This window comes from Ruegeria sp. HKCCD7559 (genome assembly GCF_013110575.1).
Taxonomy (GTDB): Bacteria; Pseudomonadota; Alphaproteobacteria; order Rhodobacterales; family Rhodobacteraceae; genus Ruegeria.
The window spans coordinates 1593675-1606656 of record NZ_WVQU01000001.1 but is presented as its reverse complement, the minus strand read 5'-3'; the positions used below and the strand labels follow the sequence as shown (position 1 = coordinate 1606656).

At 62.7% G+C, this 12982-nt stretch carries 13 protein-coding genes; 1 reads left to right on the top strand and 12 read right to left on the bottom strand.

The genetic code is table 11. The features are described 5' to 3' along the window. Positions 1-50: 50 nt before the first annotated feature. From GS605_RS08005 to cbiE, 7 genes are read right to left on the bottom strand one after another with little or no spacing between them, the layout of a single operon-like run. Entirely contained in the window at positions 51-509 is a 459-nt protein-coding gene (locus GS605_RS08005) for a DUF302 domain-containing protein (RefSeq protein WP_171613504.1), read from the bottom strand. Positions 510-567: 58 nt separating this feature from the next. Beyond that, positions 568-1338 (bottom strand): precorrin-6A synthase (deacetylating), encoded by a 771-nt coding sequence (gene cobF / locus GS605_RS08000; protein WP_171633636.1) that lies wholly within the window; start codon positions 1336-1338, stop codon positions 568-570. Further along, positions 1331-2059, bottom strand: a complete 729-nt coding sequence (cobA, locus tag GS605_RS07995; protein WP_171723589.1) for a uroporphyrinogen-III C-methyltransferase — start codon at positions 2057-2059, stop codon at positions 1331-1333. Before cobA ends, cobF begins: the two co-directional genes overlap by 8 nt. Beyond that, positions 2056-3378, bottom strand: a complete 1323-nt coding sequence (locus tag GS605_RS07990; RefSeq protein WP_171723588.1) for a cobyrinate a,c-diamide synthase — start codon at positions 3376-3378, stop codon at positions 2056-2058. The genes cobA and GS605_RS07990 overlap by 4 nt, the downstream gene beginning before the upstream one ends. Beyond that, entirely contained in the window at positions 3365-4159 is a 795-nt protein-coding gene (gene cobM / locus GS605_RS07985; protein WP_171723587.1) for a precorrin-4 C(11)-methyltransferase, read from the bottom strand. Before cobM ends, GS605_RS07990 begins: the two co-directional genes overlap by 14 nt. Then, positions 4156-4536 carry a cobalamin biosynthesis protein gene (locus tag GS605_RS07980; protein ID WP_171723586.1) on the bottom strand — a complete coding sequence of 127 codons (381 nt, stop codon included), beginning with the start codon at positions 4534-4536 and terminating at the stop codon, positions 4156-4158. The genes cobM and GS605_RS07980 overlap by 4 nt, the downstream gene beginning before the upstream one ends. Further along, positions 4533-5732: a precorrin-6y C5,15-methyltransferase (decarboxylating) subunit CbiE gene (gene cbiE, locus GS605_RS07975; RefSeq protein ID WP_171633622.1), complete on the bottom strand. Its 1200-nt coding sequence runs from the start codon at positions 5730-5732 to the stop codon at positions 4533-4535. The genes GS605_RS07980 and cbiE overlap by 4 nt, the downstream gene beginning before the upstream one ends. Between cbiE and GS605_RS07970 the strand changes: the two genes are divergently transcribed. Beyond that, positions 5731-6462 (top strand): cobalt-precorrin-6A reductase, encoded by a 732-nt coding sequence (locus GS605_RS07970; protein ID WP_171723585.1) that lies wholly within the window; start codon positions 5731-5733, stop codon positions 6460-6462. The genes cbiE and GS605_RS07970 overlap by 2 nt on opposite strands. Here the strand turns inward: GS605_RS07970 and cobJ are convergent. The 5 genes from cobJ to cobN are packed head-to-tail and all read right to left on the bottom strand — an operon-like array spanning position 6453 to position 12979. Further along, positions 6453-7217, bottom strand: coding sequence for a precorrin-3B C(17)-methyltransferase (gene cobJ, locus GS605_RS07965; protein WP_171723584.1), 765 nt, complete (start codon positions 7215-7217; stop codon positions 6453-6455). The genes GS605_RS07970 and cobJ overlap by 10 nt on opposite strands. Continuing rightward, positions 7214-7942: a precorrin-2 C(20)-methyltransferase gene (locus GS605_RS07960; RefSeq protein WP_171723583.1), complete on the bottom strand. Its 729-nt coding sequence runs from the start codon at positions 7940-7942 to the stop codon at positions 7214-7216. The genes cobJ and GS605_RS07960 overlap by 4 nt, the downstream gene beginning before the upstream one ends. Next, positions 7939-8568, bottom strand: a complete 630-nt coding sequence (locus GS605_RS07955; protein ID WP_152457460.1) for a precorrin-8X methylmutase — start codon at positions 8566-8568, stop codon at positions 7939-7941. The genes GS605_RS07960 and GS605_RS07955 overlap by 4 nt, the downstream gene beginning before the upstream one ends. Further along, positions 8568-9689, bottom strand: a complete 1122-nt coding sequence (locus GS605_RS07950; protein WP_171723582.1) for a cobalamin biosynthesis protein CobG — start codon at positions 9687-9689, stop codon at positions 8568-8570. Before GS605_RS07950 ends, GS605_RS07955 begins: the two co-directional genes overlap by 1 nt. Beyond that, the gene (gene cobN, locus GS605_RS07945; protein WP_171723581.1) at positions 9686-12979 is read right to left on the bottom strand and encodes a cobaltochelatase subunit CobN; all 3294 of its coding nucleotides are present in this window, start codon (positions 12977-12979) and stop codon (positions 9686-9688) included. The genes GS605_RS07950 and cobN overlap by 4 nt, the downstream gene beginning before the upstream one ends. Positions 12980-12982: the final 3 nt, after the last annotated feature.

Sequence of the window (12982 nt, the reverse complement as noted above, 5' to 3'; positions counted from 1 at the left end):
GCAGATTGCGGAGGACGTTCCCGGACGCAAGGCGGTTCACGCCAGTGTGACTATTTGACTGCGCGTTCAGCGATCGATTGAAACGTCGAGTCAAGCTCTGCTGCAATATCCATCAGGTTCTGACCGCCTTCCGAGGCGTAGGGCGCAAAGACGAAACTGGGGGTTTTATACGACAGGTTCGCCGTCCCGTCTTTGTTCTCGGTAACGTAAAACCGGATCGGGGCCTCGATCATCGCGTGGACCGAGGTTTCCAGAACCCGCACGGCGTAGTCATTGTTGAAAGCGCCGATCACGCGATTTCCGGGAATCGATATCCCACGTGCTGCCGCCGCTTTGGTCGGGCCCGCCTGAGTCACGACGATCAGCCCGTTTTCCTTGATCGCGGCTTTGGTTGCGTCAACCAGTTCCGCATACGGTTTCTGGGTTGGGTATACGGCCCAGCCCTCGGGCGCATTCTGAGCCCACAGGGGCAACGCGATCAGGCAGAGCAGGGGAATGAAGGCTTTCATCAACGCGTCTCCGGTATCTTGCTCTGACCTGTGTGCCAGACTTGAGAGTTCTGCGCAGTCACGAATCCGTGTTCGCCGCGCGCTGCTGCACGTCGCGTTTCTTCAGCACGTAGATATCCATGATCCAGCCATGGTCGGCTCGGGCGCGGGCGCGCGTGTCAAGGATCCGCTGCGCGACCTGATCCAAAGGGCCGCTGATCAGCAGCTCTTCTTTCATGCCCACATAGGCCCCCCACCAGATGTCATACTCTGCCATCCTGAGGGACTGGAACGAGCATTCCCCGTCCAGCATGACGGCGACTTTCGAAGCGGTTTCAGGCCAGCCTTCATCCCGGATACGACGCCCGGTGGTCACGACATAGGGTGCGCCCAGATCATTGATCGGGATCGCATGAGCCGCGGTCAAAGCCTGCAAGGCCGTGATGCCCGGAATCACCCTGGTGTTGGGCTTGGGGTCCAGCCGCGCCGCAATGCGCAGCGAACTGTCATACAGGGACGGGTCGCCCCAAATCAGCAGAGCAATGTGCTGCGCCCCCGGGTGAGCCTCGATCGCCTCGTGCCAGCGCAGCGCAATGGCGTCGTGCCATTCGTCCACGCCGCGCAGATAGCCATCGTCCGCCCGGCGCCTTGGGATGTCAAAATAGGCTAACCTTGGCGGTGTCTCGGTTACCCGGTCGATGATGTCCTCACGCAGCCCGGCCAGATCGGCCTTGTTTTCGCCCTTGCGGGGAATCAGGATCAGATCGGCCGACCGGATCGCCTGCGCGCCCTGAAAGGTCACGTGATCCGGGTTGCCGGTGCCGATGCCAATCAGGCTCAGATCAATCATCTTCGAACTCCGCCAGCGGCCCGTAAAAGATCAGGGCCGGAGCCGTGCCGATCTCGGATTTTAGCTGTTCGGCCAAAGCACCGATGGTGTTGCGCGTCAGCTTTTGATCCGGGGTCGAAACAGATTCAGCCATCAGGGCAGGCGTGTCCAATGACAGGCCGTGTGAATGCAGCGCTTCTGCCAGAAGCGGGAAAGTACGTTTGCCCATGAATACAACGGTGGTGGCCTGAGAATCGGCCAGTGCGGTCAGGTTCAGATCGTCCGGCAGCGCGCCGCTGACGTCATGTCCCGTCACGAACTGCACGCGCCGTGCGGTCAGACGGCGCGTCAGCGGGATACCTGCGGCAGCTGCGGCAGCCACCGCAGACGGGATGCCGGGGATGATCTCGAATTCAATGCCCGCATCACGAAGGGCAACAAGCTCTTCTTCAAGCCGCCCGAACATGCCGCCATCGCCGGATTTCAACCGCACGACATGTTGGCCGGTCCGGGCGTAGTCCACTAGCAACCGGCTGACATGGTCCTGTTTGGGCGAGGGGCGACCGGCCCGTTTGCCCACGCCCACAAGATCGGCGTCTTCGCGCGCGTGGCTCAGAATCGGCCCGCTGCTGAGGTCATCGAACAAAATCGCATCGGCCTTTTGCATCCTGTTGACGGCCTTCAACGTCAGCAACTCCGGATCGCCGGGGCCCGAGCCGATGAAAGACACAAATCCGCTCATGCAGTTGCCTCCGCAATCAGGTGAAAGAACGTACCTGTGACATTGCCGCGAACAGAGCCGGTCTGAGGTCCTTCTGCGCCTTCGGCATCGAACACACGGGCGAGTGGCGCGTCAGGCTGATCCACGATCGAGGAATAGTGGAACTCATGCCCGCGCAGCGCCGCATTCTGTGCAAATCCCGGCATCGGGGCCAAGAGTTCCGCTTTGCGATAGCCCAGGTTGAATTTGCGTTTTTGGTACGACGTCACCAGCCCCAGCAGGCCAGCCATTTCATGCCGCACGCCATCCTTGTCGATCAGCGCATGACCCAGCGCCATATACCCACCGCATTCGCCATGCACAGGCCTTGTTTCCGCGTGCTTGCGCAGACCCGCGAGGAAGGTTTTTGCAGCAGCCAACGTCCCGGCATGCAGTTCAGGATATCCGCCGGGAAGCCAGACCAAGTCGGCATCCGCCGCCGGGGCTTCGTCAGCCAGTGGCGAGAAGGGTAGGATTTCGGCCCCGGCGGTGCGCCAGCCTTCCAGCAAATGTGGATAGGTGAAAGAAAAAGCCGCGTCCCGTGCCAGTGCAATCCGCTGGGCCGGAGGGCGCGGCAGCGCGTCTGACGATGGCCCAATGGGGCCTGAGGAAGCCGCCTGTTTGATCGCCTCGAGATCCACATGTTCGCGCAGAAATGCGGCATAGCCCACGATGGCGCTTTCCAGATCCGGGTGTTCGACGGCCTGGATCAACCCCAGATGCCGCTCGGGTAGGGTCAGATCGCCTCGGCGCGGAAGCACACCCAGAACCGGCAGGCCTGCACGTTCCATCCCGAGCCGGGTCAGACGCTCGTGCCGGGGGCTGGCACAGCGGTTCAGAATGACGCCGGCAAAGGGCAGATCGGGGTTGTACATCCTGAACCCCAGCGCGGTGGCCGCCGCAGACTGCGCCTGGCCGCCGACATCCAGCACCAACACAACCGGCCAACCCATCCGTGCAGCGGTCTCGGCGCTGGACCCATGACCCAACTCACCCGGCTTGGCGACGCCATCGAACAGGCCCATCGAACCTTCCGCCACCACGATGTCGGCGCCTTCGGCCTGCGCAGAGATCGCGTTCAACAAAGGATCGCCCATCGCCCAGCTGTCAAGATTGAACGAAGCCCGCCCGGACGCGGCTCGGTGGAAGGCAGGGTCGATATAGTCCGGTCCGCTCTTGAACGGTTGAACGGTCAGGCCATCCTCGGCCAACGCGCGCAACAGGCCCAGCATGACCGTTGTCTTGCCCGTGCCCGAAGACGGGGCGGAAATCAGAAGGCCCGGAGGGTTAATCATCACCATGGCTCCAGCTTGACCAGGGGCTCTCGGCGCTTTGCGGGCGATAGCGGCGGTCGTAATCTTTCGAATACAGGCAGCTTTCGTCGAAACCTTCGCCCGCCAGTGCCGGACCGACCATGATCAACGCAGTCCGTGAGATGCTGTCATCCAGCGCCTCTTTGAGCGTTCCCAGCGTCGCGCGGATGATCCGTTCATCCGGCCAGCTTGCGCGATAGACCACGGCGACCGGACAGTCGGCCCCATAGGCCGGGGTCAGATCGGCAATGACGTTGTCCAGATTGCCGATGGACAGATGAATGGCAAGTGTCGCCCCCGTGCGTGCGAAATTCTCCAACGTCTCGCCTTCGGGCATGGAAGATGCACGGCCCGGCGTCCGGGTCAGAACCACGGATTGCGCCAGCCCGGGCAGAGTAAGCTCGGTTCCCAAAGCCGCCGCAGCCGCCGCAAAGGACGGAACGCCTGGGGTTACGCTGACCGGGATGCCCATTTCCTTGAGGCGGCGGATCTGTTCCCCCATCGCCGACCAGACCGACAGGTCGCCGGAATGCAGACGGGCCACATCCTGGCCGGCCTGATGTGCGGCCTCGATCTCGGCCATGATCTGATCCAGATCCATTGGCGCGGTGTTCACGATTCTTGCGCCTTCCGGGCAGTGGCCAAGAATTTCTTCCGGAACCAGGGAACCTGCATAAAGGCAAACGGGGCAGGATGCGATGATGTCGCGCCCGCGCAGCGTTAACAGGTCGGCGGCGCCCGGTCCGGCGCCGATGAAATGAACGGTCATGTTTGTCCTCCGATGGCTATGGCGCATGTGGCCAGCCGGTCGTCTGAAATCTGTCTGGGTGAAAGCAGCCGCGCACCCGGGCCAAAGTGCTTTCCGGCGGCCGCCAATGCGGATGCTTCGGCCACGCTTCCGGTGCCATAGGTTGCGCGGCTGCGGTTTGAGCAGGTGAGTGTACGTTGACCGGCCAGATCGCCTGCGGCAACGAAATGTAAGGGCAGAGACACCTCTTCTGCAAAGGATGTCAGGGCCGGATGACCTTCCTTGTCGGCCACGGTTGCCAAGGCGGCGACGTCGTGGTTTGCGGCTGCCGCGTCAAACGCTTCACGCAAGCTGTCGGCTGTCGCAGAAGAGGAGAAACCGAGGCCAGCAACGATCATAGCGTCACGCTCCACTGTACCACCGGATAGGCGGACTTCCAGCCGCGCCTTGGTCCCAGCGGGGCTGATTGTGCAAGTTCTATCCGAAGCAGGTCACCGCCCAAGTCTTCGTGCCAACGTGCCAGCAGGGCCTCGCTTTCCAATGTGACTGCATTGGCGACAAGGCGTGTGCCTTTAGGAAGCGCATCGCGCAGCCACGCCAGCAGATTGGCGCTCAATCCTCCGCCGATGAAAACGGCATCCGGCAGGTCGACACCTGACAGCGCTTCTGGTGCGGTTCCGTGTACTACATTCAATCGATCTTGCCCCAACGTATCTGCATTTCGGCGGATTCGCTCAGCCCGGTCGGCACGGGGCTCGAAACACGTCGCGGAAAGGGTCGGATCACACATCAGCCATTCGATGCTGATCGAACCTGTGCCTCCACCTATATCCCACAGATGTTCGCCGCGTTGCGGGGCAAGCGCCGAGAGTGTCAGGGCGCGGATCGGGCGTTTGGTGATCTGACCGTCCGTCTCGAAGATGTGGTCCGGTTTGCCAGACGCCTTGGAAAGGGCAGGTCCTGCACCGGAAACCTCCAGACCGACGCAGACCGGATGGTCGAACGTACCCAAAAGCGCCTCGGTCAGCGTGACTGTTCGGGTGTTTTCGCGCGGGCCACCTAGGGCCTGCATCACATGCAGGGCCGAGTCGGCAAAGCCTGTCTCGGTCAGATACCGTGCCAGTTCCGCCACGGACTTTCCGTCACGCAGCAACAGGATCGCGTGCGCTCCCGGTGCCAGATGAGGACGCAAACGGGTCAGCGGCGCGGCGTGCAGGCCGAAGGTCAGTGTGCTTTCCAAAGGCCAGCCGAGCCGGGCAGCCGCCAGCGAAAAGGTGGATTGGCCGGGCAGGGCGGTCCATTCACCGGCATCGAAATTGCGCGCAATGACAGAGCCTGCGCCAAACCAGAACGGATCGCCCGAGGCCAGAACAACGGTCTGCCGGCCACGCAATCCTTTCAGGATCGGCAGACCTTCCGAGAACGGCACAGGCCATTCGACACGCTCCGCCCCTGTTTCGCGCAGCAATGACAGGTGGCGCGGCGGCCCCATGATCACTTCGGCCCGGTCCAGCACTTGACGGCCGGATGGCGACAGGCCATCAAACCCATCTTCGCCCAGTCCCAGAACGGTCAGCCACGGAGATTCAGACATGACAACCCTCCTGATCCTTGGTGGCACAACCGAGGCCAACGCGCTGGCCAAAGCTGTTTCGCAACAAGGGATTGCGGCTGTGTATTCCTACGCCGGACGGGTGAAAAACCCGCGTCCTCAGCCCTTGCCGGTAAGGGTCGGCGGTTTCGGCGGTCCGGAGGGTCTGGCTGCCTATATCCATGAGAATGCCATCACCCATGTCGTGGACGCGACCCATCCCTTTGCGGCCCGGATGAGTCGGAACGCGATCGAGGCATGCGCCGCGACGCGGGCGCCATTGGCCGCGTTGACCCGCGCGGCCTGGGTGTCGCAGCCCGGCGATGTCTGGCGTCATGTGCCCGACATCGCTGCCGCCGTCGACGCATTGTCCGGCGATGCTCAGCGTGTTTTCCTTGCCGTTGGCCGCATGCACCTTGAGGACTTCTCGGCCCAGCCCCAGCATCGCTATTTGCTGCGTCTGGTGGATGCGCCCAATGAGCTGCCCTTGCCGAACGCAGAGGTGGTCGTCGCCCGAGGGCCGTTTACCGAAGCCGACGACCGGGCGTTGATGCAGCGCCATGGGACGCAGCTGGTCGTGTCCAAGAACGCAGGCGGCACGGGCGCGCGCGCCAAGCTGGACGCGGCGCGGGCGCTGGGCATGCCCGTGCTGATGATCGACCGCCCGGTTCTGCCGAAGCGGACCGAGTTTTCGCAGGTCGCACAGGTTCTGGACTGGCTGTCTCATCCCTGATCCTCACCAGGGGTGAAGCGAGGGGTGTAAACGATGGGTGCGCCATCGCGCTCGATGACGCGCGTTCGGGATGACCCCACGATCACCACAGTCTGCATATCCGCCATGTCGGGCGTGGCTTCGGCCAGTGTCGAAATGCGCATCTCTTCATCGGCCCGCGATACGGCGCGGGCGAACAGGATCAAACGTTCGGGCTCACACTCTTCACGCAGGATTTCCAGCGTTTTTACAAAGCCTTCCGGGCGAGACTTCGAGCGGGGATTGTAAAAGGCCATCGAGAAATCCGCCTGTGCGGCAAGGCGCAGGCGTTTTTCGATCAATGACCATGGTTTGAGGTTGTCGCTGAGGTTGATGGCGCAGAAATCATGTCCCATCGGGGCACCCGCGCGCGCGGATGCAGCCAACATCGCCGTGATCCCCGGCAGCACATCGATCTGAAGGTCACGCCATTCCGCAGGGCCGTTTTCCAGTGCTTCGAAGACGGCCGCCGCCATGGCAAACACGCCGGGATCGCCCGAGGATACAACGACCACCCGTTTGCCATCGGCAGCCATTTGCAGCGCGTGTTGCGAGCGGTCGATTTCGACCCGGTTGTCACTGGCATGCAGTGTAAGGCCGGGGCGCTCGGCAATACGCGCCACATATGGGATATAGCCCACAACATCGGTGGCTTCGGCCAGCGCGGCTGTTACTTCTGGTGTAACAAGCGCCTCGTCACCCGGCCCCAGACCGGCAATCTTGACCCAGCCGCTCATGGTCGCCGCCCCTGACCGTGCACGACGATGATCGAGAAATACGGGGTGATCTTCTCGCAGGCTTCAGACAGCTTTGTCACCGTCTGGTTCGGCATCTGCGCATATTCCACGATCCACGCCCGGTCATACAGGCCAGCGGTCTTCAGAGCGCGTTTCACCTTGTCGATGTTGCGTCCGATTTTCATCACGACCAATGCATCGGTCAGAGCCATGCGTTCCGCCAGCGTGTCTTCCGGCAGGGTGCCAACCAGCACGGTCAGAACGTCATCACCCCAGGTGATCGGGTCTCCGGTCGCGGTCCAGGCTCCGGACATGCCGGTAATGGCGGGTACAACTTCAACCGGCGCGTCTTGGCGCAGTCGGCTGTATAGATGCATGAACGAGCCATAGAAGAAAGGATCGCCCTCGCACAGAACAACCACGTCCTCACCCCGTTCTGACAGGGCCTTGAGATGGGCGGTGCAGTTTTCGTAGAAAGCTGCCAGCAATTCGTTGTAGCGCGGGTCTGTCACCGGGATCTCGGTGGTTACGGGATATTCCATCGGAAACTCGACCGCGCCTTCAGGGATCATCCCGTTGACGATCTTGCGGGCCTGACCACTGCGACCTGGTTTGCGGAAATACGCCACATGCTTTGCATTGCGCAGCAGGCGATCAGCCCGGACGCTCATCAAATCCGGGTCGCCGGGGCCAAGGCCCACACCGTATATGGTGCCCATCTTCATTCCGCCCGGCTTGCGATGGCGTTGATGGCCGCCACCGTGATGGCGCTGCCGCCCAGACGACCTTTGACGATGCAGGATGGCACCGGTTGCGCCTGCCACAGCGCATCCTTGGATTCCACCGCGCCGACGAAGCCAACCGGGCAGCCGATGATCGCGGCAGGGCGCGGGCAATCCGGGTCTTCCAGCATGTTCAGCAAATGGAACAGTGCGGTGGGCGCATTGCCTATGGCGACCAGCGCGCCCTCCAGATGCGGCCGCCACAGCTCCAGCGCAGCGGCGGAACGGGTGTTGCTCATCTCGGCAGCCAGGGGGCGTACGCGTTCGTCATGCAGGGTACAGATCACCTGGTTGTCGGCGGGCAGGCGAAAACGGGTGACACCTTCGCTGACCATGCGCGCATCACACAGGATCGGTGCGCCATTTTCCAAAGCAGTGCGGGCCGTCTGCACGAAGCCGGGCGAGAAATGCACGAACTCTTCCAGTCCGACCATACCCGCGGCGTGGATCATGCGAACGGCAACCTGCTCTTCATCGGCATCAAACCGGGCCAGATCAGCCTCTGACCGGATGGTGGCAAAGCTTTCCTTGTAGATCGCCGCGCCATCGGTTTCGTATGTATAGGGCATCAGGTGAAGTCCATAGTCATGAGTGTTTCCGGGTCGAGCCCGCGTTGGCTGGGCTCATCCCCCGCGCGGCCCTGTTTGACAAGATCAAATCGTCCGTTTGCGCCCACCAATGTGATGTCGGCAGGACCCATGCGAGCGCATCCCTTGCTACAGCCTGAAACATGCAGGCGTCCGGCCACCCGCGACGCCAACGCCCGGGCGATGTCGCGCGTCTTGGTCTGCGCCTGCGGGCAGAACGGCGCGCCGGGGCAGGCGTCGGTGGTCATCAACGGATCGGTTCCATTTTCGACAAAGGCCGGGGCAGGTATCGCCGCCCCGCCTTCCAGCAGGATCAGCCGCCACGGGGTGACGCGCAGGGCGCAAGCGCCGCTGTCCTCGATCAGGTCATACAGCTTGCGCGCAGGCAGCGACCCAAAAGCCGCGCCGTAAAGGGCACCCAGTTCACAGGGGCCCGGTTGAAGCTTTGCGCCAACAGAACCGGGCGCACATCCTTGCCATTCCTGCGGCAGGGCGACGATGACGCGCGCCATGCGGCGTGTCTCGGGCGTGTAGGTTTCGGCAAACCACATCGCCAGCGCGATCACGTGGTCAATGGCGTCGGTCTCGGTCACGCTCCGCCCGGTTTCGCAGCCATCGGCGCGCAGGATCAGGCCGCCTGCACTGGTTTCCAGACGAATATCAGCCGAATCCGACGCCAGCAGACGTTCGGGGCCCGTGTCGATTGCAAAACCGAACTTTGCCGGCAGGGCCGGCAGCTCCGCAAGCCGGTCAATCAGTTCATGGGTCAGCCGAGCAGTCAAATCGCCCGCCTGATAGAGCGGTGTAACCAGAATATTGCGGCGTATTTCGATACCGGGTTCCGCATCCAGCAGGTTCAGCGCGGCAAGCTCTTTGAGCAGAGGCTGATGGTCTTCCTCTTCCACGCCCCGCAATTGCAGATTGGCGCGATTGGTCAAATCGATCGAGCCGTTGCCAAAGCGGTCAGCCAGATTGCACAGTCCCAGTGCCTGATCGGCGTCCAGACGCGCCAGCCGGGGCCTGACCCTGACGACCAGACCGTCACCGGACATCATCGGACGATGGGCGCCCGGGCACCAGCCCTGAACGATCGGTGCACTCATCTCAATCCCTCCAGATCAGCCCTGATAGAGTTCCGGCGCGTGTTCCAAAGCCCGGCCTCAAGCAGCGCGCGAAACCGGTCCTGCATGGCCTGACGCGCCTTGGGATTGGCCTCTTGCAGGAACGCGTCGACCTCTTCGTTGCCCAGAGTGGCATCGTGGTAGAGGTCAAAAAGATGTGGTGCGACCGTGCCAGACAGATGCGCGAAAGAAGCCATATGATCCAGCGTTGCCGCGATTTCGGCCGCCCCCCGGAAACCATGGCGTTGCATTCCGGCGATCCAGCCGGGGTTGGCGGCACGGGCGTGGACGACTCGGCTGATTTCTTCACGCAAAGTTCGGGCACGCGGGTTTTCGGGGTTGGTGTTGTCCAGATGGTACAGCTGCGCGGTTCCGCCGGCGATCTTCTTGGCGGCGGCAAAGCCTGCCTCGTGCGTGGCATAATCGTTGGCCAGAAGAAGATCGGTTTCGGTCAGGTCCTGCAAGTGGACAAAGCTGTCCGCATTTGCAACGCGTTGGGTGATGCCGTCCTTGTCCTGCGAGATGTGTTCGCCTTCCAATGCAAAAGAGCTGGCCTCTAGCCACGCTTCACCGGCCTGCGCACGGGCCTCGTCGGTATACACTTCGGAAAGTTCGGTCATATTGACGCCGTAACTTCCGGGCGCAGGTCCATAGACCCGCGCTGCCGGCGCCTGCCCGGCATAGGGGTTCCAATCCGTCGCTTCATCGCGCGCGGCCAATGCGCGAACCGCTTGGCCAAACAAAGCGGACAGCGTCGGGAAAACATCCCGGAACAGGCCCGAGACCCGCAGGGTCACGTCCAGGCGCGGGCGGCTCAGGTCGGTGATCGGCAGAACCTCGATGCCGGAAACCCTCTCGGACCCTTTGTCCCACACGGGTTTGACGCCCAGCAGGTGCAAGGCCATGGCGAATTCCTCGCCCGCCGTGCGCATGGTGGCTGACCCCCACAGATCGATGATCAGCCCCTTCGGGTAATCGCCTTCTTCCTGAAGATGGCGCCGCACCAGTTCCTCGGCCAGTTTCACACCCTGAGCATAGGCCGCACGGGTCGGAACCGACCGCGGATCGGTGGTGTAAAGGTTCCGCCCGGTGGGCAGAACATCTGACCGGCCACGATAGGGGGACCCCGAAGGCCCGGCATCAATCCGCTTGCCTTCGAGCGTTTTAATCAACGCGTCGCGTTCGGCGTGGGCCGAAGGGGCCGGATCGAAACTGCCCGTCACCTCGGGCACGCGCCCAAAGATGTGCAGCCCGTCGCCAAACTGGCTTTCCTTGATGTCACAGACAAAGCGGTCGATGCGGGTGATAGCCTCGGCGGTGCAGGTAGCCTGATCGAGGCCGAGATCGCTTTCCAGCCCTATCGCCTGCGCCTCATCACGGATATCTTCCTGCAAGCGGTCGCGGCGTTTGGGGTCAAGCCCGTCGGCGTTCGAAAACTCATCCAGCAGCGATTCAAGCCGCACCATCCGATCCGGCGTGCCACTTTCCTTCATCGGGGGCGGGATGTGGCCCAGCGTGACGGCTCCGATCCGGCGCTTGGCTTGCGCGGCCTCGCCCGGGTCGTTCACGATGAACGGGTAGATTACAGGCAGATCGCCGATCAGCGCCTCGGGCCAGCAATCAGCAGACAAGGCGACCGATTTTCCGGGCAACCATTCCAGCGTTCCATGCGCGCCGATATGGATCAGCGCATCGGCACCCAACCCTTTGCGCAGCCACAGATAGAAGGCGACATAACCGTGGCGTGGGGTGCGCAAGAGGTCATGATAGTCGTCATCCCGCAGCTCGGGCGTGCCGCGTTCGGGTTGCAGCGCGACCAGCGCCTTGCCGCGCCGAAGCGCGGTGAAATGGAAGGCCCCATCGGCACAGGCCGGATCATCTTCGGGCGCGCCCCAAACGGTGTGCAGATCAGCGCGCAGGGTCTCGGGCAATTCCGCAAGCGCATCCTGATAATCCCCAAGCGACCACGAAATCCGTGCGTCCAGAAGAGTGTCGGCAATCGGCTCGCCAGTCGCGATGTCATAGCCTTCTTCGTCAAGATCGGACAGCATCGCCTGGGCCGAGGCCAGCGCGTCGAGGCCAACCGCATGGGCCATCTGCCAGTCTTTGCCGGGATAGGTGGACAGGACCAACGCAGGAATCTGATCTGCCTTGGGTTTGTCGTTCAGTGCAAGCCAGCCCGATACACGGTCGATGATCGCTTCGATCCGGTCCGGTTCGGGACGGTGTGCAAAGCGCGCGTATTCCAGATGCGGATCGCGTTTTCCGGGTTCCTTGAAAGACGCAACTCCTGCTGAGATCCGTCCATCCACCTCGGGCAGTACCACATGCATGGCAAGATCGGCCGGGGACAAACCGCGTTCCGCCTCGGCCCAGGCTTTGCGGCGCGAGGTGGCGAGAGCGACCTGAAACACCGGCACGCCTGCAGCGTCCAGAGGCGACGTTCCCGACGCGCCTTTTCCCGAAAACGAAGTGGCGTTGATAATGGCAGATGGGTTCAGCGCAACAACCTGTTCCCGCAACCATTCGGCGGCTACAGGCGCCTTGAGAGACGGGGCAAACAGGCCCACCGCCGCGTATCCACGGGCGCGCAGGCTGCGGATCAGGGCTGCGATCGGGGCGGTGTCTGCCGAGGTCAGGTAAGCGCGGTAAAAGGTGACGAGGATTCGTTTGGTCTTGCCTTCGAATGCGGTTTCCACCGGGATTACGCCGCGATCCGGACACCACACGCCACATTCGGGCAAGGTCTTGGCGCCCATCACCGGACCGGCATAAAGCCCCGCCGCCAAAGCCATCTGCGCCAGCGCGGCCTGTGCCGCGACCTCGCCGCCGGTATCGCACAGATGCGCCAGACGCCGCAGGGTCGAGACCGGCAGGGTGGAATAGTCATCCAGCCGCGTGTCCGCGCGCCCGTCGGCGGGCAGCACCGCCAGTGCGATGCCCTTGGCCTGCGCCAGCGCCAGAACCTGCTGCAACCCATAAGCCCAGTAGGGCACCCCGCCGATCAGACGGATCAGAATGCCCTTGGCGCCTTGAAGCGTCTGTTCGACATAGGTATCGACCGACAGCGGGTGTTTCAGAGCCGTCAAATTCGCCAGCCGCAGGGTCGGCATTCGCCCTTCCGGTCCGCCACCACGATGCCAGCCCGCCGCGAAAGCGCCTAGGTCGCTGTCCGAAAAGGACAGCACCACCAGGTCCGCTGGGCTCTGGCCCAGATCGGTTGGGGTCTCGGTTTCCTCGAGCCCGTGGCTTTCGCGAAAGACGACGTGCATGGC